We start from the raw sequence: 21,836 nt of genomic DNA, 5'->3' as shown, positions 1-21,836 counted from the left end.
CTCACCTCGCCGCTACACCCTCAACTGTGATGAGCCCGTTTGGGACGGTCTAACGACCTGCTTCCGGCACCCCTCGTCCGTTCGCGTGGCTGACCGCCGCGGATGCTTGAAGCGGCAGAACACCATTCCCGAGTGCGGTGATCTGCTGGTTCGGCGTCAGTCTGTGGTCGGGGTCGGTGACCCAGCCGGCCGGCGGTCCCATGAGCCATTCCACGAACTCGGGTGCTGGCCGTGGCCCTGTGTCTTCGTTCAGGAGTGCGGGGGCTGGTGCTTCTCGTCCGGTGATGTGTTCCCATCGGGCGACGGCTCCGGCGTAGCGTCCCCAGCGGTGAAGATGCCGTCGATCAGGCTCCACAGGGTCTCCGATTCGGTGTTCCTGTCGGGCGAGCCATGCGGTCCGTGAAGGGCGAGGTCGATGATCTGGTGAGAGAGTGCGATCGTGCCTCGACGCGCTCGTACTTGATCCAGGCTTTCCCCGCCACGGGTCGAGTCGGTCGCGAGCGGAGTCCTGAACAGCACTGTGGGGCTGGGCGAGGATGAAGATGCGAAACCGTGGGTGAGGGGCGCCGACGAGAGATGCCGGTAGGCCGAGCCATTGCGCATCCATCCCGAGGTCGGCCAGATCACCGAGCACGGCGCCGGCTGCCCGCAGAGGTCGAGTTGTGCTGTCTCCCAGACCCCACGGGTCGGACTCCAGGTTGCGAAGGGTTGCAGGGTCGGGGGTTGCATCGTCGGGGTTGCGGTGGGCATTGTCGTCTCCTTCGGCTTGGGCGCGGATCGCGGGTGAGGACAGCAGTCCGCGCACGTTCTCGATCACCACGAGCCGGGGACGCAGGACCTCGATGGCGGCGGCCATGTACGACCACAGGCCGGATCGGGTGCCTGGGGCGAGGCCGGCTCGCTTGCCGACCGTGGATACGTCCTGACAGGGGAACCCGCCGCAGAGCACATCGACGGGTTCGACGTTGTGCCAGTCGATGGTGGTGATGTCGCCAAGGTTCGGGGCGTCGGGCCAGTGGTGGGCGAAGATGCGGGCGACGGGCTTGTTGACTTCGGAGAACCAGATGGTCTCGGCGCCGACGGCGTGTTCGATGGCGAGGTCGAGTCCGCCGTACCCGGAGAAGAGTGATCCGACTCTGAGCGGGCGGTCGTGCTGGGTGGGGTCGTGCATGAGGGCTCCGGCCGGTGGGTGATCCCCGGCCGAACGCCACTGGTGGAGTCGCTGCCGGGATGGTCACCGGGCAGGTGCACGAGCACCCCAGGCCGCCGTCCGTCGATCAGCGGCAGGCCGAAGTGATCCCCGTTCCGCGCACCTTCGAGCACGGCGACGTTGACACCCGTCGACTCGCTTCCCGCCGGAGCCGTCCCGGCCCGATCTGAGCCGCCACACGTCTTTCTGTAGAGGCGCGACCGCGCATCGTCGCAGCCGAGCGCGGCGGGCAGCGGCCCACCTTGCGGGCACGGAAGGGAGGTCGTGGTGACGGTTTCGATGCGCGTGATGACGGCGGGCGATGGTTACAAATACCTGCTCCGCTCGGTCGCGGCCGGCGACGGTGACCGCTCCCTCTCGACCCCGTTGACGCGCTACTACGCCGAAGCGGGAAACCCGCCCGGCTTCTGGATCGGCCAAGGTCTCGCCGCGCTCGGGCACGGCGAGCTGACGACCGGCTCGCAGGTGTCGGAAGCACAACTCGAGCTGCTGATCGGGGCTGGTCGTGATCCGATCACCGGCGACCCACTCGGCAAGGCGTACCCGACGTTCGCGCCGGTGGCCGACCGGATCGAACGCCGCACCAAAGCCCTCGACACCGATCTGGGGCCCGCGGCGCGGGCCGTCGAGACGGCACGGATCGAGGCCGAAGAAGCCGAGCGCGGAACCCGGCGCGCGGTGGCCGGGTTCGACTTCACCTTCTCGGTCCCCAAGAGCGTGTCGGCGTTGTGGGCGGTCGCCGACGCCGGGACGCAAGCGTTGATCGCGGACGCGCATCATGCGGCGGTTGCGGAACTGGTTGCATTCGTTGAGGGCGAGGTTGCAGTCACCCGCACCGGAGCGGACGGTCCCGAGGGCACGGTTGCGCACGTCGATGTCTTCGGCGTCGCCGCAACCGCGTTCGACCACTACGACTCCCGGGCGGGCGATCCGCAGTTGCACACCCACGTCGTCATCAGCAACAAGGTCAAGACCGCCCAGGACGGCAAGTGGCGCGCCCTGGCCGGGAGGCCGATGCACGCCGCGGTCGTTGCGGTCTCCGAGCTCTACAACGCCGCTCTCGCCGACCAGCTCACCCGCACTCTCGGTATCGAGTGGGAGGCCCGTGACCGTGGCAGGGACCGCAACCCCGCCTGGGAACTCGTCGGCGTCACCGAGGAACTGATCGGTGAGTTCTCCGCCCGGTCACGGCACATCGAGGTCGAGAAAGACCGGCTCATCGCTGAGTACGTCGCTACGCACGGCCGGCAGCCCTCCGCGCGGGTCGTGTTGAAGCTGCGCGCCCAAGCGACACTGGCGACGAGGCCGGAGAAGCACATCCATTCGCTCGCGGACCTGACTAGCCAATGGCGGGAGCGCGCCGGCCGGGTGCTAAGGCAGGACGCGACCGGCTGGGCGCGCACTCTCACCCATCAGGCAGCGGATGCGCCAGCTCGGGTACTGCGGGCCGACGATGTGCCGCTGGATGTCGTGCGCGAGGTTGGCCTGTCGGTGATGGCGGTCGTGAGTGAGAAGCGGTCGACGTGGATGCGCTGGAACCTCCATGCCGAAGCCTCCCGGCAGTTGATGGGCTGGCGGTTCGCCTCGATGCTGGATCGGGAGGCGATCACCGGGCTCGTGGTCGATGCCGCCGAACAAGCCTCGCTGCGCCTGACCCCGCCTGAACTCGCGTCCAGTCCGGTGCAGTTCCGCCGTGCCGATGGCACCTCACGGTTCCGGCCGCACGCCTCGGCGCTGTTCTCGTCCGAAGCCCTGCTCGCCGCCGAAGACCGACTCCTGGCCCGCGCCGACACTCTCGCCGGGCCGGTGGTGGGGTTGGAGACGGTCGAGCAGATCACCAGCCGCCCCGACCCAAGGGGCCGGATGCTCGGCGAGGATCAAGCCGAAGCACTGGCGGCGATCGCTGTCTCCGGCCGCGCCCTCGACGTGCTGGTCGGCCCCGCCGGTGCAGGCAAGACGACCGCCATGTCAGCACTGCGTCGCGCGTGGGAGAAGGAGCATGGCCCCGGCTCGGTCGTCGGGCTCGCACCATCCGCCGTCGCGGCGCAGGTCCTCGCAGACGATCTTGGAATCGTCACGGAGAACACGGCGAAGTTGTGGCAGAACCACCTCATGCACGGAACCGCGTTCGAGGCGGGCCAGCTCGTCATCATCGACGAAGCATCCCTGGCCGGCACCGCCTCCCTCGACCGCATCACCGCCGAAGCCGACCAGGCCGGCGCGAAAGTCCTGTTGGTCGGTGACTGGGGGCAACTCCAATCGGTCGACGCTGGCGGCGCGTTCTCGATGCTCGTCCACGCCCGTGACGACACCCCCGAACTGCTCGACATCCACCGCTTCACCCACGAATGGGAGAAGACCACCTCCCTCCAGCTCCGCCACGGACGCGCTGAGGCGATCGACACCCTCATCGACCACGACCGCATCACCGGCGGCGACCAAGAAGGCATGATCGACGCCGCCTATGCCGCGTGGCGACAAGACCTCGCCACCGGGCGGGCATCGATCCTCGTCGCCGAAACCCACGAAACCGTCACCGCCCTCAACGCCCGCGCACGAGCTGACAGGATCATCGACGGCACCGTGCACGGCACCCGTGAAGTCAGCCTGCATGACGGAACGGCCGTGTCCGAGGGCGATCTGGTCATCACCCGTCACAACGACCGCCGCCTACGCAACGGCCGATCCTGGGTCCGCAACGGCGACCGCTGGACCGTCACCGGCGTTCACGCGGACGGGTCGGTCAGTATCCGCCCGGTCGGCCGCCGGCTCCGTGGCGGAATCGTCCTGCCCGCCGACTACGTGGCCGAACACCTCGACCTCGGCTAGCCGAGGTGCCCTAAACGCACTCACCTGTGATCGTGCGCGTGTGCGCGGTTGTAGTTTACCGGTCGGTGAGAGTTCACTCGCGCGACCGACTGATCATCGCGGGCAGCGAGATCATGAATCGTTAGACCGTGGTCGTGTTTGGTGGGTTTTGAGTGGTGGCTGCTCAGGCATCGCGTTCCAGACTCCGGCCCACTGCTCTGGTGTCAGGTCTCGCGGCAACGCGCGTGTGTCGATGCCACTCTGCCTCAAGAGTTGCTTGGCTTGTCCAGGATCGAGGCGGCCCGCGTTCGCGATGATGCGCTCGAGGGTTCCGCCTCGACCGGTGAACACCGCGCGTACGAACTGTTCGTACCGGCTGCGCTGTGAACCGGGAACGAGAGGATGGTTGCGTCTACTGATCTGGATGATGCCCCCATCAACGCTGGGGCGTGGGCGAAAACCCCAGGAGGGAACCCGGCCGTGGAGGTCGAAGGTAAACCAGGGCGCAGTCTGCGCAGTCAGCATGGTGGAGCCACCGATCCCGCAGCGCTTGCGTGCGACCTCCCATTGAGTGAGGAGCACGGCCTCGGTCCAGGTGCCGCCCCGGAGAAGCCGTCGCAGAATCGGAGTGGTGAGGTGGAAAGGGATGTTCCCTACGATCACGGGATGGTCGAGAGGAACGGTGAGCGCGTCGGCGTGATTGATCGTCACGCCTGGCAGTGCGCTTTGGAGGCTTGCGATCCGATGCTCGTCGATGTCGATCGCAGTCACTGGCCTGCCGAGTTGCGCGAGAGGCCTCGTGAGTGCACCGGCTCCAGCGCCGAGTTCAAGGATCGGCCCCTTCGTCGCCGTAACGAGGGCTGTGATCTTGCTGATAGTGGGTGTGTGGGTGAGGAAGTTCTGGCCGAGTTCGTGTCGGCCGCCGTGGGATGAACGAGGCATGTTCGCGCTCCAAGAAAGAAGGATGGAGCGCCTCGGAAACAGGGCAGAGCACAGAGAAAAAATGGGTGCGCAAGATCGCCGTTCCGAGACGCGAATGGTCTCTCGGATGGACGACGCGCGAAGCGTTCAGCGAGGCGCGCCGTTAGGCGCGGCGGTCGCGGACAGCAAGCGTGTGCGTCGCAGCGAACACGCAAATCAAGTTACCCATGCCAAGCATCATACCCGACGCCAGGATAGGTCATGTGGACCACAGGAACTGCGTGACTGATCACAGGCCGCGCGCTGGTCCCTCGCGGCGCGGGTCATAGCGTTGGGGATCGTTCGCAAACGGACTATGCAGTTGCCTGGCCCGTTCCGTTGCCTGCTGCCGACCACGCTCCTGCTCGGCGCGCTTCGTCTCGATGAGCTTGGCGGCGACGTTCGTCGGGAGGCTGCGGAGTTCTGCACTCTCGACGCGAAGGAAGTCTGCGCGGGTGCGAGCATCGCGGGCATTGCGTCGAGGGTTGAGGGCGCGCATCCCGTACTGGTGAGCGCGGGCATTCTCAGCCCCGTACTCGCTTGCCAAGAGCGCCAGCCGTTCGTTGCGGTGACGGTCAACCGTTGTGGTTCGTTCGGTGCGCGCGGTTTCGACAGCTTGGTTGGCTTCGCTCACGCGGGGATCGGCTTCTGCTCGCCGCTCCGCGACCTGTGTAGCCCATTCGGGTAGTGCGCTGCGGGTTCGTGGCGGTTCGGCGTCCCACTCATCGCGAAGGTGTACTCGGATGGTTGCTGCTTGTTCGCTGGCGGCGCGGTGCTCGTCGCGGGCCTTACGCCGCCCGAATCGCCCGACAGTGGCGAGGCGTGTGCTCGCTGTCCTCTCTGCTTCTACTCTGGCAAGGTACGTCGCTCCGTCTTGTTCGGCTTGCTTGGTGAGGGGCGCGGCGACCTTGGCACGCACCCGCGCGGCCTCTTCCTCGGCCTGGCGAAGCGCGGCGGTGCTCTCGTCGCTCTCGGCCCGGTGCGCAGCGCGTTGGGCATCGAGCCGGTTGGCGGCCTGCTCCCATCGATCCGCATGCCGCTCAGCACGTTCGGCTTCCCTGTCGAGTCTGGCGAGTTCTTCGGTGACGCGCTGGATCGGGCCGTCCTTGACGATGCCACGCACGGCTTCGGCGGCTTGTGCGGTGGCGTGGTCGAGGCCCCGGTCTGCGGGATCGCGCTCCGTCGCTGCAACGAACTGCGCCCGAGCCTCCGCCATATCCTCGGCAACAACGTGCAGCCAGTTGTGCTCGCGGCCTCGGGTCATGCCAACGTAGACGCCTGCCGCGCTCGTCGCCTCAGTCAGCATCGTGTGGGAGGCGTTGACGGTTGCGCCCTGGACGCCGTACGCGGTTGCTGCGTAGGACAGGTGCGCGTGTTCACTCACGTACTCAGGCGGGAGGGCGACGGTGCGGGGGTTCCTGCGCCCGCTGCCGGTCTCGCGGGCGTACACGGTGCCATTACCAGCGACGTGCTGCACGATCCATTGCTGCCGGTTCGCCACGCCAAGCGCGGGGTCGTTCCTCCTCGTCTGGATCAGATCACCCCGACCGATAGGCAGCTCGTCGCTGCCGGTCGCCGTGATCGTGTCATCAACCTCGCCTCGCTCGACCCGCCCCATGCGGATGCGCTCGTTCAACGCCGCTGCCTTGTCGTTCGAGGCGACCGTGATCGCCTCACCCTCAGTAGCTTGCTCTGTGATGTGCTGCTGGGCTTGTTCCTCGTCCGCGTGCAGTATCACGAGGCCCATGGCAGTGAGCCGGTCGAACACCTCGCCGGGGTTCTCCCGGTCGCGCATCGTCAGCGTGAGTGTCGCGTACTCGGCGTCGGCGAACCGGTGCAGCTCGGTCATGTCGTATGTACGGCCCCTGATCTGTGCGGCCATGTCGAGTACCCCGCCCCGACCGACAGCGGGGAGTTGGGCACGGTCGCCGACAAGCGCGACGGTCGCTCCGGCTTCGGTGGTGATGGTGAGGAGGGCGTGGGCGGTGTCTTGGTCGAGCATCCCGGCCTCGTCCACGATTACCCGTTCACCCCGCGACAGCACAGCATCGTCGGGCGGGCCGGTGAAGGTGCGCCCGGTGTCGGGGTCAGCGTCGCCAGGGTGTAGGCGTGTCCATACGCCATCGGAGTTCCATCGCCATCCGTGCGCATGTACGAGCGCCGCAACGCTCGTTGCGGGGATGCCGAGTTCTTCGTGCGCGACCTGCGCCGCGCGCAGCGTCGGTGCAACCACCCGTGACGCCCTGCTGTGCTGGGCGGCGACGTCGATGGCGGTGCGCAGCATCGTCGTCTTCCCGCTGCCCGCAGCACCCTCCACGATCACCAACGGGTCAGATGATGCAACCGCAGCAGCAGCGACCGCCTGCCCTTTGTTCAGCCCCGCTACTTGTGCGGCGTCGGTCATGTCCGGGTGCTTCGATTCTTGCTCTGGGGTGGTGGCGGCGAAGCGGTCGCGGAGCGCGGTTTCGGCGGCGATCACGGTGAGGCTGGTCAGGTGCGCGACATGTTCCGGCGTCGCCGCACCCGGTGGCAGGACGGAGAAGCAATCCGAGACCGCAAGGTCGGTCGCTATCTTGATGAACTCGCGCAGCTCGGCAGGTGTTGCTTGCACTCCGTGTTCGGTGGTGATGCGGGTGACGTGCTCCTGCATGCTGTGTTTCGTCCATGCTGATGATGCGGCGGCGCAGCGATCCAGTGCCCGTGATGCAACCTCCTGCACCGCAAGTTCATCCAACTGCACCGGGCGCTGCACGGTGCTGCGTCGAGGTGCAGCGGGGTCGTATCCGGCGTCGCGGAGTTCCTGCACCCACCACTGCTCGTTCTTCAAATCAGTCGGCTTCTTCCCTGGCCGCTTGTGTGTCCAGGCGATGCCCTGCAACTTCGCGGTCATGATCGGGCCGAGAGCTTCGCCGGGGTGCTCTGTTTCCCATTCGGCTTCGAGCCGGACGAGGTTGCGTCTGATCTGCGCAGACCGCTTCGACATCACCCCATTGAATGGCTGCAACTCAACTACCTCGCCGGAGACGGGATCGAGGGTCAGGCCATGCTCTGCGAGGGTTTGCGCGAGGTGTGGGTGCGCGGCGATGACCGCGGTTCCGAGGGCGCGGATCGCGCCTTGCTGCTTGAACAACGCCGCCGTATCCAGTGCCCGCCACTTCCCAGCCGCAAACACCCGAGTGCCGATCTGCATGTGAATATGCCGGTGCGGATCACCAGCCCGCGAGGTCTTGTGGCGGATGCCGACGACCTGCATCTGCTCGATAGGCAGCACTTCCCGCGCGTCACGCGGCCCGACCCTGATGACGGAGTGTTGGCCGAGCCAGCGGCGAATCTCTCCAAGTGCATCCTGCTGCGCTTGGTCGAGGGCGCTAGATACTTCGGGGTGGAGGGCGGCGGCGACCGACAGGCTCTTGGGTGCGTTAATCGTCATCTCCGCGAACAACGGCGAACCCTTCGACCCCTCACCCGGATTACGTGGCGTGCCCATCGACTCACCCGTGACGGGATCGTGCCAGTCCACCCACCCCTCGTACTCGACCGCCGACAGTGACATTGCGGCGGTGACCTCGCCGCTAGCATCGAGCACCGTGTACTCCGACAAGGCGTTGTCCGCGCCCAGGTAATACTCGTCGGCGCGGGAGCGGTCGGCCTCGACATAGCGGCGCGCGGCAGCACCTGTGCCGCGGAACAGGATCACCCCGCCCTTCATCCTGGCCTCCCTCATGAGTCGTCTCATGAAGGAGGTGCGCACGCCCCACCCGCGGTGGCATACGTGCATCCGTTGTTTCAGAGGCAGAGGGTGGCCGGTGCCGAGCGGTCGGTGGGGTGCTGGGGTTAGGAGCCGGTTACTGGTTCGCTCGGGGCGGGTGCGTCGGAGGCGATGAACTCGGTGATGTGTTGTTGGAGGAGGGCTGCGCCGTCGAGCATGGCTCTGGCTCGGTGTGTCAGGCTGGTTCGTCGTTCGGTGAGCGCGGCCTGTAGAGCATCGGCACTCTTGCTTCCTCGGAGTTCGGTGATGATGGGTCTGATGCGGTCGAAGCGATAGCGTCCTTGCCGGAGGAGATGGATGATTCGGGCGTCTCTGACGTCCTCGCTGTCATAGACCCGGTGGCGGCGGCTGGTCTGCCGAGCTGGGGCGAGCAGACCAGCGTGTTCCCATACGCGGAGCGCTGACGTGCGTATCCCGAGATAGTCCGCGAGTTCTCCGATGGACAACGGCGCGTCCGGGCCGGCGTGATGCTCTACCGCAGCGGCAACACGGGTGAGGGCCTGGCTCGTTTCGGTAAGGGCCTGGCGTTGCTGGTGAAGTTCGTGGTGGCTGGCATCAAGGAGGGCCAATGCTTGGTCGATCTGTCCTGTGCTCAACGCTTCCATGATGGAACGGGCTGATCCAGCGCCGTGGCCGCGTGCGAGTGCCTGATAGCAGAGTAGAGCGCTGAGGTGCGCACCGCGATAGACCCGGTAACCCGAACCTGTGCGATCGGCAGGCGGGAGGACTCCGGCGGCTTCGAGGTTGCGAATCTGTTGGGTGGAGACTCCGGCCCGGGTTGCCAGATCGACGGGGCGCATCATGGTTCCTTTCGAGTGCGAGTTGAGGCTTACACGGCATCAGTCCAGGATTTTCGGCAGTCCACACCCTCCAACCCTCAACTAGCAGTTCAATATTATACTTGAAGTATGAGTGATTCCCCAGATAACCCGACCCGATTCCGCCTGGACATAGACCTGGGAGCCGTCGCGGGAGATCCAGTTGAGGAACTGGCGCGTGTGCTGCGGTACTGGGGCGGCAACATGAAGCATTACGACCTCGCCCAGCCGATTACCGAGACCATCTACGACTCGGAGTATCGAGAGGTCGGCAAATGGTCGCTGTCTTGACCCGCGAAACCGCACCCTAGAGCGACTGCGGATGCTCGCGCCGGAATGATTCCCGGCGCGAGCATTCGCAGCCGTTCCTATCGCTGCAGGGCGGCCTTCTGACAAGTCGTACCTGCGCTGCGCCGGGGAAGCAGCGACGTATCGACTGACGAACGGTTGTAGCGGCGTGCTGGTTCACGTCCTGGCGTGGGTTCTGGTGGCGCACCTCCTTCACGGGAGGTGCCACCGTGACCGAACACACCCCACCCACTACAGGCGACGACGCCGCAGCCCAGGATGGCTCGCCACGCCACGGGTTCGAGACACCAGAGGGCTTACGCACCCTGCTGATCCGGTTGCACGAGGCCGGGCCTGGGGCCTGGCGCAGTGACCGTGAAGCCGCGGAACTCATGCGGTACACGGCAGAGAGGTATCGACGCCTGGCCCGCAAGTACGCACTGGATGAGTGGGAGATTGCCTCGGCAGCATTCGAGGTCATGCTCGCCCCCTCGACCAGGAACGCCGGAAACCCGTGGGCGGTCGTCACTCGCGCGATGAAGATCACCTGTGGCGTCGAAGTGCGGGCGGCGGGGATGCTCGTCTCGCCGAGCAAGGTGCGCCACACGGCCAGAATCGTCGGCTTCCACGACGCCATCCGGTTCGCGGAGCGAGAGAACCTGGCCGACTACCACCCCGCGTTCGCCGTCAACCCCACCACCGACAATGAGGAAGACTTCGACGGCAGCGAGCGCGCTCGGGTCGCTGCCGTCCTATCGGAGATAGTCGGGCTGTTCGCCTCGGCCGGATGGGATGCCGTGCTCGTGACCGACTGCATCGAGCACGTCGCCTACCGGCTCGGCGATCTGACCTCCCGGCCGAACGCGGTAGAGGTGCTACGCCGCGACCGCGCTATCCCGGAGCTGCTCGGGGTACCGTCGACGTCGTGGGCTGCCTTGCTGCGGATCGTGCTCGGGCATCCCGCTCCGAAACACGCTGGTACTGCGACTGGCGACGGGGTGCTGCTGCGCCTGCTCAGCGGCGAACCCCTCGACTCCCTGCGCTGCGACACCGGCCTGCTGGCTGCGATATGGGCCGCCAACCCAGACAAGCAGGCCGAACCCTGAACCACCGCGAGTCTGTGGGAGGGGCGTCGTACCTATCAGCATGAGCATCCCCACCGCACCCGCCTCCGTCACTCCTGACCGTTCCGCGCCGTCGTCACAGCATGCTGCTTTCACGTTGGGAGCACGCCTGGCCGCTGCCTCACGTCAGGCGCAGGGTTTGCCCGCGACGGTGGACGATCCGGCGGTGCTGGACGAACTGCGAGGACTCTGCACGGCACCTCGCCCCAACAAGCGCATTGTCTCGAAGATACGGAAAGGCCCCGCACCCTGAACCGCTTGCGCTGGTCAAGATGCGGGGCCGACAACGCCCTGCGGGTGGCCGTGCTCAGGCTCGCCAGACGAACTCCACCCGGCGGGCCAGCACCTCGGCGCGGTACACGGTGCGGCGGGTGTGGAACGCCTCAACCGTCTCGTTGCGGCGACGTGCTGGGGTCGCACCGTTCATCCCGTTCGGCAGAGCGTGGACGAGCACGGCTTCCAAGATCAGGCTGGTGGCCTGGTACTGCCACAACGGGGTACGCCCCGCCCATTCTTTGGCGACGGTGGTCACGTCGATGCCCGGCCCCTCCTGTTCGGGCATGGCGGCGGCGTACTCACGCCGGGTGACCTCGATCCGCTCGGCGATCCTGGCCCGCTGCCGCACCCACATCGCCTTGTCGATCAACCCGTCATAGTGATCGTCGTCCAATCGGGCCAGGCGTTCCCGGTCAGCATCCAGCCTCGCGGCGAGACCGACCCGCGCACCCGCGTCCACGCTCGGCGTCGCCCGCTTCGACGGGGCCAGGGTGATTTGCTCGAATGTTGCCAGCACCGCTTCTTCCACCAGTTTCAAGATGTCGGCGGAGCGGATCGAGCGGTGACATCCGCCGCGGGTGGCCTGCACGCACTGATACACGTTGCCTCGGTGGAGCATCGCCCGCCCACACGCTGAGCAGCGGATCAGCCCCGAGAACGGATACATGCGCTTCGCCGCCCCACTGCCGGGCTGATGGAAGTTCCGCGCCTGCTTCCGCGCATCGAGCACATCGGAGACCTGCTGCCAGGTGTCCTCATCGAGAATCGCAGGCCAGGCGGCTTTCACCTGCATCTGCGAGGTCTTCGCACGGGTGCCGTCCGGCAATACGGGGCGGTACTCGCGCACGCCTTTGATGGAGGGGCTGCGCAGCACCATCTTGATCGTCTTATCCGACCACGCGCACCCGTGGGTGGTCAGCACGCCGCGCTCGTTCCAGTCCTTGCGAATCCGGTACAGCGACTCACCGGCCAGCACCCGCTGCGCGGCCTCGGCCACCATCGGCCCCGCCACCGGATCAACGACGAGGGCACCGGACTCGGCGCGGTAGCCGAACGGCACCCTGCCGCCGTGCCAGGTGCCCTCAATGGCTTGCTGCTTGGCTGCGCGGGCGACTCGGCGGGCGGTGTCGGCGCTGGACTTGTTCGCCATCGCTACCAGCACCCTGGCCATCGCTACATCCGAATCGGTGTCCAACCGTAGGGAGCCGGTGACCGAGCGCACGGTGAACCCGGCCAGCACTTTCGCGTCGATCAAGTCCTCCAAATCTCTGGGGTCGCGTACCGCTCGATCCAGGTCGTAGGCGATCATCACTTGCGCCTGTCCATCGGCCAGGTGCTTGAGCATCGCGCGGAACTCTGGGCGAACCACGCGGCGCACCCGCTCACCCGATGCCAGCGTGATCGTGCGCTGCTTGAACGCCGACGTGTCATTCTCACGGAACACCGCCGCGACCTCCCAGCCGTGCGCGACAGCGTAGGCGCGGCAATCGGCCTCCTGCCGATCCACCCCACGCTCGGTACTCTCGGGATCATCACTGATCCGCACATACACCACCGCCCGCAACGGCGACACTGACCCCGTACTCTGTTCCTGCTGGTTCTGGCCCATCAGTCGGCCCACCTTCCTACTCGTGTGAGAGGTAGGTGCGTTTACAGAACCTCGGCTACGCCATCACCGCCCACCGAGCGCAAGGCGTGACGACCGACACCGCGCACGTCATCGCGACCGCGACCACGACGCGGGAGAACTTCTACGTCGCCATGACCCGCGGCGCTGACGGCAACTACGCCTACGTGGTTCTCGATCGGCCCGACGACAGCCATGGGGTGCCGCACCCCAGCGACAACCCAGACGCCACCGCCCGATCGGTGCTCTACGGTGTGATCCAGCACATCGGCGCCGAACTCTCCGCGCACGAGACGATCACCGCCGAGCACGAACGGTGGAGCAACATCGGCCAACTCGCTGCCGAGTACGAAACCATCGCCCAAGCCGCCCAACACGACCGCTGGGGCGCCCTCCTTGCCGCCGCCGGACTCGCGAGTGCGCAGGTCGATGCTGTGCTCGACTCTGACGCCTACCCGGCCCTGTCGGCCGAGCTTCGGCACGCCGAAGCCAACCACCACGACCTCGACACCCTGCTGCCGCGTCTCATCGCCGCGCGGGGGCTGGGCGATGCGGACGACATCGCTTCGGTGATCCACGCCCGCGTCGCCCGCGCCACGGCCCGGCCTGCCGGGTCCGGCCGCACACGCAAACCGCCTCGGCTCATCGCCGGCCTCATCCCATACGCGCACGGGCCGATGGCCGACGACATGCGCCAAGCCCTGGACGAGCGTCACGAACTGATCGAAGCCCGCGCCGACGCCGTGCTCGCCGGCGCGCTCACTGACAAAGCAGCGTGGACAGCGCAGCTCGGTCCCGAGCCGAAAGACACGAAGCAGCGGACGGCATGGCGACGTGCCGCCGTCATCGTCGCCGCGTACCGGGACCGCTACCAGATCACCGACGACCGAACCCCACTCGGCCCGGCACCGCAGACCACCCGGCAGAAGATCGACGCCGCCCGCGCCCGCGCAGCCCTTGACCATGCCCGCGCCATCACCGCCGACGAGACACGGCCCGAACCGGCGAGGTCGACCACCGCGAGGCCGGCGCAGACCCTTTGAGTTCAACCCATCTGCTGTGCGGCATGACGACGACTGATGGCCCGGTACTTGCTCGGCGTGACGCCGACGCTGCGACGGAACTGGCGCGCCGCAAAGTCAGGATCACGCCACCCCACCTCGTTGGCGATCGCCGCGATCGAGTTCTCCGAGGAACGCAAGAGCCCGGCCATCTGCTCGGTGCGCAGCATCGTGAGGTACGCGATGGGTGACTTCCCGAACGCCTCCACAAAGACCCTGCCCACTTGCGACTTCGACAGATGCAGCTCGCGGGCCAGGTCGGTCACTGACCAGTGTCGTACCGGGTCAGCACGCAATAGCTCTGCACCCCTCCGGGCCTCGTTACGGATCGGTGCGAACCGGCGATGCCGCGGCTGGGTCGGCCATCCCGTCGCGCGTTGCGTCGAGGATGTACGGATCGGCGAAGTCTTGATGAACGGAACGATGACATGGCTGACGGAGAACCAGAGCGCCTGCATCCGATGGAAGTTTTCGACGGGCCGCGCCTCGATACTCAGAGCGACCAGCTCGTCCAGCCACGGCATCAACTGGCCGGCCCGGTCCTCGCCGAGTCGGAGAATCTGCGCTGGCTCGGTATAGACCGTGGCCGCGAACTCCAGTGCATCGAGCCGGTCTTGCAGGAAGCCGACGTGCTGCCAGAACACCTGGTCGATCACGTAGTCGGTGTCCGCGTAGATCGTCGTGACCGTGATGTGGCCCTCAGGCTCCGACCCGCAGAGAGTGTTCGCAGCCAACACGATCGCGTCACCAACCTTGACAGGCTGCTGCCCGAACTCGCTGAACAAGATCGCTGAACCGTCACGGACGACGATGATCTTCACACAGTCGTATGCGAGCGGGCCGACAGGCCGGTGAACAGTACGTGTGCGCGCCACCATCGGTTGAAAATCGCGCACAGGGATCAGCCATCAACGTCAACGGTCAAGTTGGAGGCGGGACCACGACGCGCATACCAATGCGGAGAATGCACCTGGCACTGCGAGCGCAAGAGCGAGTTGTGTGCTGGTCACGGCGGTTCCGCCGGACATGGCCCACAGCGCCGGAGCGGCCAGCGGCATCCAGCCGCCGGCTCCCGCGAGGGCGCCAACTTCGGCGATCACCACGAGCGCGACTGTGCATCCAACCGCCGCGAGCAACGACCGGCTGAACGTCGCGACCCATGCGACCGGTACGGCGATTCCCGCAGAGAGCAGTGCCAGGACGAGTACCCGTCCAAGTGCGCCCCAGGTCTGGCTGCTCGGCGGACCATAGGCGAGAGTGAGTCCGAGGACCAGCACGCCCGCTGTGAGCGCGACGCTGACGACGGTGGCCCATAGCGCGTAGACGGTGAGCTTGGCGAGCGCGATGCGGGTGCGGCTGACGGGTAGTGCGAACAGCCCTGTGACGGTGCCCTCGGTAAACTCGCGGCCGAACATCCAGGCCAGTACGATTCCGAAGCCGAGGATGCTGGCGACTGCGGTGATTTGGGCGGCTCCTGCGAGCAGGCCGTCCCAGTTCAAAGTTCCTGCAGGCCCAGCCTTCGCAACCAGTTCCGGGTTTCCACCCGCTACGCCGGCGGTGATGCCGCCGAGCAGGGCAAGCATGCCGGCGACCACAGCCAGGGTGGCAATCAATCCGACCAGGGAATGCGTCAGTTTCAGCGCCTCGACGCGCATAGCCGCTCTCATCGGAAGACCTCGGCGGTTTGATTCTGTTCATCGTCTTCGCGGATGCGGTCGAAGAAGGCACGTTCGAGGTCGTGTCCAGTCGTGTCGAGCGACCCGATCAGTCGGCCCGCGTTCATCAGCAGCACGCGATCTGCGATTCGCGCCACCTCATCGAGGTGGTGGCTGCTGACCAGGATCGACGCCCCCTCCCGTGCGCGCCGGATCAATTCCTCGCGGAGCAGGATCACCGACGCAGGATCGAGCGCATTACTCGGCTCATCCAGAACAATCAACCGAGGATCATGCTGCATCGCGGCCGCGAGGCCAACGCGTTGCCGATTGCCCAGCGAAAGGCGACGGAACCTACGATCAGCGACCGGGGTGAGCCGCCACGTCCCGATAGCACTGCGCGCACATTCCGGGCTTGCACCATGCAGAAGCGCCGCCAGGTGCAGGTTCTTCCTGACGGTCAGCTCGGGGTAGGCCAAGGGCACCTCGATCAACGCGCCCACGTGCGCCCACCTTGCGGCCGGCAGCTCACTCATCGGGTACCCGAGCACGCGCACCATACCGGCCTGCGGACGCAGCATCTCGAGCGCGAGACGCATCAGCGTCGTCTTGCCGGCACCGTTCAACCCGATCAGGGCGACAACCTCGCCCGGCTCGACGGCGAACGTCAGATCGGTCACACCTGCGCCGCCGCGAAACACGCGAGTGACGTTCTCAAAGGCGAGCATGTCCCTCACCGCCCAGCACATCCAGGGCCGAACTGAGGGCAGCGTCCAACGGGCTCTGCTCCGAACGCGCCCAATCCAGCAGAGCCGCGCTCAGTCCCGCGAGTACCGCGGTCACCGCGACCCTCGCCTGCGCCTCGGGCACGCCACGATCGACCAAGGCGCCCGTCAATGCAGCAGCGGTGTCGTTGCTGTTGCGTTCGACAGCACCTCGCAAAGCCGGCGTCTGCGCCACGATCCGCAGCAGGTCGCGCAGCTCCCGCGTGCTCTCCGCATCGACACGCCCCCATGCCTGCCGGATGCCCTGTGCCAACGCCAACATCGCGGGCTCGTGCGCCGGACGCGCTCGCACCGCCTCCGCCATGAGTGGATCGAACGGGTCAGTCAGCAGCAGTGCCTCCTTCGTCGGGAAGTGCCGGAACAGCGTCATTTCACTGACGCCCGCACGCTCCGCGACCTGAGCCGTTGCTGTCGCCTCATACCCGCGCTCAGCGAACAACTCGAAAGCCGCTCGCTTCAGCGCCTCGTGTGTCTGATCCCATCGGCCCATGCCTCTAATGTTAGTCACTAACTATTTGGATGCAAGCCCATGTCGAAGAGCCACTTGGACGTGGCTCATAAGGAGCGTCCGGGAGACTCGCGCCCTGCCTCCAAACCGATCCCGAACCAAGACGGGGTGACAGATGGACCTTCCGAAGCGTCGGCGTCGAGGAGCGCGATCACGTCGCTGGCCTGGGTGACGACGGCAGCGAGTCCTTGTTTGATGAGTTCGTTTGGGCCGGTGCTGACCACGCTGGTCACCGGGCCGGGAACCGCGCCGACGCGGCGGCCGAGGCTATGGGCGTTGTGAACAGTTCTCATCGACCCTGAGCGCGGCCCGGCCTCTGGAATCACGACTGCACCCGAGAGTGCCGCCATCAGTCGATTGCGGGCCTGGAACCTGTCCTTGGTCGGCATGGCACCAGGGGGAAGTTCACTCACCAGCAAACCGGAATCGCCGATCCGATCCAGCAGTTCGCTGTGCGCGGCCGGGTAGCGGCGATCCACGCCTGTCGCCAGTACCGCGATCGTCTGACCAGCCGCGGTGAAGACGCCCCGGTGTGCGGCACCTTCGATGCCGAAAGCACCGCCAGCGATCACCACCCGCTCTTCATCGGCCAGACACATCGCAAGATCGCTGGTGATCTGTTCGCCGTAGCGGGTGGACGCGCGGGCGCCCGTGATCGTGACCCGATCACTCAGTTCTGTCGCCAGGAATGACGATGCGCCCTGTGTCCACAGCACATACGGGGCGCGGTCGCCCAGCTCGTCCAGTCCGGCGGGCCACTCCCGATCCGCCGGGATCAGCGTGCCGAACCCGTGCTGCTCAGCCTCGGCCACGCGCTCCATCAGGTCGGGCGCGATCCGTGCTCGCAGGCGCTCGCGCCACAACAGAACGTCGGCGCGGCCCAGTCCTGTCACGTCGTGATCGGACTCGACCAGGTTCAGCGTCGCAACGCCGCCGTGGCGACCCAGGATGTACCCGGTCGTCAGATCGTTCGGTTCGGCGATCATCGACAGCACGATCCGCGCCATCCGTTCGCCCTGCACCTGCTCTGCCAGCGTCGCCATGATCGGTGTCCTTCCATTCCAAGGTCACCGACGAGGTGCACCGCCGGGCGCCACCGATGGGGGTTCCCTTCGTCGCAGGTCGGACGTAGAGTTGATGACGAGGCAGGTTCTCAACTCTGCGGGTCCTTCGGGACGGCCCCTCGTGGGCACTCATTCATAGCTGCCTCAGCGGTCAACTGTGCCGTTGCTATGACAAGACGAGGCCTGACATGACTCAGTTCGCACTCACCACCATTTTCAGCATCCGCTACCGGCTGCTCAGGTACGCGCCGACCAACATCCTGCTGATCCGCACCCACGGTCGTCACGGAGGCAGGTGGTTCCTGCTCGCCGTCGGCCTTGCTGCGGTGTTCTTCTACGCCGCCGCGATCTGCACCACGATCCTCAACCACGACGGCCCCGGCTGGCTCAACGCACTGGTGATTCTGTTCACATGGAACGGCTTCAAGATGCTTCGGATCGACCCGGTGACGCTCGTGCTCCGGCGGTACATCCGCGTGACCCGGCCTGACCGACGCGCGAGCACCGACGTGAACCGCGAGGAAGCACCGGCTCAGTACGAGGTCGAGACGATCGGAGCGACCCGATGAGCGCCCGCAAGCTTGACCACTCAGGCGACTCGACCGCGACGAGCAAGCCACGCAAGACCCCGCCGGCTCGGATGCGCAACTACCGCATCGTGGCCGAACCACGCACCGAGCCGGACCTGCACAAACTCGCCCAACTCTTCATCGGCATGGCCCTCGCGCGCGCCGACGCCGAACGGCAAGCGCGGCATGACCTGGGATCGCCGAACAGCCGCCCGCCGCGCCCGGACGGTCCTGACAAGACCTGACCGTCGCAACCGGATGAGCAGAGGATGTCGGTGGCCCTTGGCACACTGAGGGCTGGGCTTCGGGGTCGTCAGCCTGTCGTCTGGGTGACGACGCCCTCGCCCCGGTAGCCTAGAGGCAGGCCTACCTGTCCGGAGGTGACGTACGCAAGAGGAGGAGGTGCGCTGTGGCGCGTCCGAGTGAGCGACCGACTGCTGAGCAGATCGAGCTCGCCGAAGCACAGATCGTGGAGCAATCCAAGCGAATCGACTTCTTCCTCACGGAGTACTCCGTAGAGATTCTGGCCCAGAAGGTCCGGGACGGTGAATACGTGGTCCCCGCATACCAGCGTGAGTTCACCTGGGAGGATCGGCGCAAGTCCCGCTTCATTGAGTCCCTGATTATGGGCTTGCCCATCCCCTTCATTTTCTTCTGGGAGATGCCTGACGGCAAGCTTGAAATCGTGGATGGGTCTCAGCGACTTCGGACGATTGAAGAGTTCATCTACGGCGGATTCCAGCTTGGAGACCTTGACCCACTGACTCATCTTTCAGGTTTCCGGTTCGATGATCTGCCCGAGTCAAGACAACGCAAGATCAAGAATCGGTCTGTCCGTGGAATCGTCCTGAACGAGCATGCCGATGAGGCGGCGCGGCTCGATATGTTCGAACGCATCAACACTGGCAGCAAGAATGCGAACAATGCGGAGATTCGTCGGGGAGCCCTCGCCGGTCCGTTCCTTGATGTCGTGATGGAACTCGCCAATCTCCCGCTCCTGGCCAGCCTCGCACCCATGCCCGCCAAGGCGAAGAAGGAACGCGGATACGAAGAACTTGTCACGCGATTCTTCGCTTACGGCGACGGACTCGAAGACTATCGAGACCGCCCCTCTGACTTCCTTTTCGTCTACTCGAAGAAGATGAACGAAGCCTTTGCGGCCGATCCGGCGCTCGCAGACGCCTATCGCGGACGGTTCAACACGGTTCTGGAGTTTGTCTCTCGGAACTTCCCGATCGGTTTCAGGAAGACTGCAAAGGGCACGGCCACTCCTCGGGCAAGATTTGAGGCGATCGCGGTTGGCTCAGAGCGAGCCTTGTCCGAGCGCCCGGAACTCAAAGATGCCTCAACCGAGGAGATCGGTGTTTCTTCTTGGATCGACGGGGCAGATTTCCAGAAGGTCACGAGTTCTGATGGTGCGAATGCGATTGCCCGCCTCAATGGGCGGATCGATTTCGTGAAGAACAAGCTGGTGAAGCATGGCGACGATTGAGCTCGTCCCATTCTTTGAGGAGAGGTACGCCGAAATTGAGGCCTACCTCTCGTTTCTACAGAATGTAGAAGAAGCAGCGCGAGAGGGAACCCCACGGCTCCGCGGTACCGACGCCCCGATCACAACCGAGCAGAAGAAGATTCTGAACTCAAGCTTCTATCTGCAGCTCTACAACCTGGTCGAAGCCACTGTGCTCCGATGTCTTGAAGCGGTGGTGGCCGCGATCGAAGAGGCTGAGCGCCGACCCAGCGAACTGAGCATCGGGTTGAGGACTGAATGGGTGCGGTCCATAGCGCGAACCCACAGCGACCTCGGTCCTGACAAGCGGTTGCAGGCCGCTCTCGACCTGTGCGAGCAGCTCTTGCAGCAGATGCCGATCAAGGACTTCAAGATCGAGCCTGGCGGTGGCGGAAACTGGGACGACTCTTCCATCGAAAAGCTCTGCGAGCGGCTCGGGTGCGGACTAGCGATTTCTCCTGACGTCGTCCGGGCAGCCAAACGTCATGTCAGAGATGACCTAGGGGCGCTGAAACTCGTCAAGAACCGCCGCAATGGGCTTGCACATGGCTCATTGTCCTTTGTTGATTGCAGTGACGGTGTGACGGTCGCTGAGCTAAAGGGACTCGCCGCGGCCGTGGGCGACTATCTGAGAGAAGCTGTCGGCTGCTTCGTTAGTTTCATCAAGCTTGAAATCGCCGAGAAGGAAGCTCAAGCGGAGAAGGAAGGAGTGATCGCCTCATGAACCGGGACGAGAACACTCTCACGATCCGCGCAATAGACCTTTTCTGCGGAGTCGGCGGACTCACCCACGGACTCGCCCAGGCCGGCATCGAAGTTGTGGCCGGAATCGACATTGATCCCGCATGCAAGTACCCCTACGAAGCCAACAATGAAGCAAAGTTCATCGAAGGTGACGTGAACGACTTGTCGGCGTCGGAGGTAACGCAGCTGATCGGTGGCGCAGATGTCAGCATGATCGCTGGATGCGCGCCATGCCAGCCGTTTTCCACCTACAGTCGATCTGGCCGAAGCAAGAAGCGCGGCGATGACTGGCAGTTAGTTGAAACATTCGGCAAGCTGGTAAAAGAGGTTCAACCAGACCTAGTAACGATGGAAAACGTACCGCAACTACTTGACCATCCGGTTTTTGAGCAGTTCCTAGAGAATCTAGATGGCTACTCGATCGAGTGGTCCGTCGTTCAGGCAGTTCGTATCGGCATTCCGCAGACACGGAAGCGCCTGGTCTTGATTGCCTCGAAACTCGGAGCCGATGGCCTCGCACTCCCACAGAACGAACAGAAGGCAAAGACGGTTCGCCAGGCTATCGGACGTCTGCGTCCCATCAAGGCTGGCGAATCCGATCCCAAGGATCGGTTACACGTCGCATCCCGGCTGAGCAAGACGAATCTAGAGCGGATACGTCACTCGAAGCAGGGAGGGACGTGGCGCGACTGGCCGGACGGCCTCCAAGCCGATTGTCACCAGAAGAGCAGTGGTGCAACCTATCCGAGCGTATACGGACGCATGTCCTGGGATGAAGCGAGCCCAACCATCACGACGCAATGCTTCGGGTACGGAAACGGACGGTTTGGCCACCCCGAACAGGATCGAGCCATCTCCCTTCGTGAAGCCGCGATCTTGCAGACCTTCCCACCGAAGTACAAGTTCGTGCGCCCCGATGAACCCGTCCGGTTCAGCGTTCTTGGGCGTCTCATTGGCAACGCCGTTCCCGTGCGCCTAGGAGAGGTAGTGGGACAAACAGTGGTTGCACATGCCACGCAGTTCGCCCGTCCGGACGACTCTGCGGAGGGATAGCGATGTG

The 21,836-nt window shown here is 65.3% G+C and carries 19 protein-coding genes; 9 read left to right on the top strand and 10 right to left on the bottom strand.

Annotated elements, in window-relative coordinates; all coding sequences use genetic code 11:
- Window positions 1-49 precede the first annotated feature (49 nt).
- Complete coding sequence (locus IFY26_RS13530) at window positions 50-1,171, bottom strand: DNA cytosine methyltransferase (RefSeq protein WP_232549531.1); 1,122 nt, start codon at window positions 1,169-1,171, stop codon at window positions 50-52.
- A gap of 306 nt (window positions 1,172-1,477) precedes the next feature.
- On the opposite strand from IFY26_RS13530, the gene mobF (IFY26_RS13525) reads away from it, so the two are divergent.
- Window positions 1,478-4,039: a MobF family relaxase gene (gene mobF / locus IFY26_RS13525; protein ID WP_232549530.1), complete on the top strand. Its 2,562-nt coding sequence runs from the start codon at window positions 1,478-1,480 to the stop codon at window positions 4,037-4,039.
- A gap of 111 nt (window positions 4,040-4,150) precedes the next feature.
- On the opposite strand, the gene erm is transcribed toward mobF (IFY26_RS13525), so the two are convergent.
- From erm to IFY26_RS13510, 3 genes are all read right to left on the bottom strand, one after another.
- A complete protein-coding gene (gene erm, locus IFY26_RS13520; protein WP_182048909.1) occupies window positions 4,151-4,960 on the bottom strand; it encodes a 23S ribosomal RNA methyltransferase Erm in 810 nt (269 codons plus the stop codon).
- Window positions 4,961-5,228: 268 nt separating this feature from the next.
- Window positions 5,229-8,675: a MobF family relaxase gene (gene mobF, locus IFY26_RS13515; protein ID WP_232549529.1), complete on the bottom strand. Its 3,447-nt coding sequence runs from the start codon at window positions 8,673-8,675 to the stop codon at window positions 5,229-5,231.
- A 137-nt stretch (window positions 8,676-8,812) separates the two neighbouring features.
- A complete protein-coding gene (locus IFY26_RS13510; protein ID WP_182818773.1) occupies window positions 8,813-9,550 on the bottom strand; it encodes a MerR family transcriptional regulator in 738 nt (245 codons plus the stop codon).
- A 105-nt stretch (window positions 9,551-9,655) separates the two neighbouring features.
- Between IFY26_RS13510 and IFY26_RS13505 the strand changes: the two genes are divergently transcribed.
- Window positions 9,656-9,856, top strand: a complete 201-nt coding sequence (locus IFY26_RS13505) for a hypothetical protein (protein WP_182818772.1) — start codon at window positions 9,656-9,658, stop codon at window positions 9,854-9,856.
- Between the two features lie 227 nt (window positions 9,857-10,083).
- The gene (locus IFY26_RS13500) at window positions 10,084-10,959 is read left to right on the top strand and encodes an exopolyphosphatase (RefSeq protein WP_182818771.1); all 876 of its coding nucleotides are present in this window, start codon (window positions 10,084-10,086) and stop codon (window positions 10,957-10,959) included.
- 325 nt (window positions 10,960-11,284) lie between these two features.
- Here the strand turns inward: IFY26_RS13500 and IFY26_RS13495 are convergent, their stop codons facing one another.
- Window positions 11,285-12,862 (bottom strand): recombinase family protein, encoded by a 1,578-nt coding sequence (locus tag IFY26_RS13495; protein WP_182818769.1) that lies wholly within the window; start codon window positions 12,860-12,862, stop codon window positions 11,285-11,287.
- Window positions 12,863-12,897: 35 nt separating this feature from the next.
- On the opposite strand from IFY26_RS13495, the gene IFY26_RS13490 reads away from it, so the two are divergent.
- The gene (locus IFY26_RS13490) at window positions 12,898-13,923 is read left to right on the top strand and encodes a C-terminal helicase domain-containing protein (RefSeq protein ID WP_232549528.1); all 1,026 of its coding nucleotides are present in this window, start codon (window positions 12,898-12,900) and stop codon (window positions 13,921-13,923) included.
- 2 nt (window positions 13,924-13,925) lie between these two features.
- Here the strand turns inward: IFY26_RS13490 and IFY26_RS13485 are convergent, their stop codons facing one another.
- From IFY26_RS13485 to IFY26_RS13465, 5 genes are all read right to left on the bottom strand, one after another.
- Window positions 13,926-14,762, bottom strand: coding sequence for a helix-turn-helix transcriptional regulator (locus tag IFY26_RS13485; protein WP_232549527.1), 837 nt, complete (start codon window positions 14,760-14,762; stop codon window positions 13,926-13,928).
- Between the two features lie 93 nt (window positions 14,763-14,855).
- Window positions 14,856-15,596 (bottom strand): ABC transporter permease, encoded by a 741-nt coding sequence (locus IFY26_RS13480; RefSeq protein WP_232549526.1) that lies wholly within the window; start codon window positions 15,594-15,596, stop codon window positions 14,856-14,858.
- Between the two features lie 8 nt (window positions 15,597-15,604).
- Window positions 15,605-16,324: an ABC transporter ATP-binding protein gene (locus IFY26_RS13475; RefSeq protein WP_232549525.1), complete on the bottom strand. Its 720-nt coding sequence runs from the start codon at window positions 16,322-16,324 to the stop codon at window positions 15,605-15,607.
- Window positions 16,311-16,871: a TetR/AcrR family transcriptional regulator gene (locus IFY26_RS13470; protein ID WP_232549524.1), complete on the bottom strand. Its 561-nt coding sequence runs from the start codon at window positions 16,869-16,871 to the stop codon at window positions 16,311-16,313. Before IFY26_RS13470 ends, IFY26_RS13475 begins: the two co-directional genes overlap by 14 nt.
- Window positions 16,872-16,936: 65 nt before the next feature.
- Window positions 16,937-17,932, bottom strand: coding sequence for a DNA-processing protein DprA (locus tag IFY26_RS13465; RefSeq protein WP_232549523.1), 996 nt, complete (start codon window positions 17,930-17,932; stop codon window positions 16,937-16,939).
- Between the two features lie 209 nt (window positions 17,933-18,141).
- On the opposite strand from IFY26_RS13465, the gene IFY26_RS13460 reads away from it, so the two are divergent.
- The 5 genes from IFY26_RS13460 to IFY26_RS13440 all read left to right on the top strand — a co-directional run bounded on the left by IFY26_RS13460 (window position 18,142) and on the right by IFY26_RS13440 (window position 21,829).
- A complete protein-coding gene (locus IFY26_RS13460; protein ID WP_232549522.1) occupies window positions 18,142-18,522 on the top strand; it encodes a hypothetical protein in 381 nt (126 codons plus the stop codon).
- Window positions 18,519-18,767, top strand: coding sequence for a hypothetical protein (locus IFY26_RS13455; protein ID WP_232549521.1), 249 nt, complete (start codon window positions 18,519-18,521; stop codon window positions 18,765-18,767). The genes IFY26_RS13460 and IFY26_RS13455 overlap by 4 nt, the downstream gene beginning before the upstream one ends.
- 164 nt (window positions 18,768-18,931) lie before the next feature.
- Entirely contained in the window at window positions 18,932-20,014 is a 1,083-nt protein-coding gene (locus IFY26_RS13450) for a DUF262 domain-containing protein (protein WP_232549520.1), read from the top strand.
- Window positions 20,001-20,756, top strand: coding sequence for an MAE_28990/MAE_18760 family HEPN-like nuclease (locus IFY26_RS13445; protein WP_232549519.1), 756 nt, complete (start codon window positions 20,001-20,003; stop codon window positions 20,754-20,756). Before IFY26_RS13450 ends, IFY26_RS13445 begins: the two co-directional genes overlap by 14 nt.
- Window positions 20,753-21,829, top strand: coding sequence for a DNA cytosine methyltransferase (locus tag IFY26_RS13440; protein WP_232549518.1), 1,077 nt, complete (start codon window positions 20,753-20,755; stop codon window positions 21,827-21,829). Before IFY26_RS13445 ends, IFY26_RS13440 begins: the two co-directional genes overlap by 4 nt.
- The last annotated feature ends 7 nt before the right edge of the window (window positions 21,830-21,836 follow it).

It is taken from the genome of Propioniciclava soli, from assembly GCF_014858005.1.
Lineage (GTDB): Bacteria > Actinomycetota > Actinomycetes > Propionibacteriales > Propionibacteriaceae > Propioniciclava > Propioniciclava soli.
This window is presented reverse-complemented; position numbering and strand designations above follow the sequence as displayed.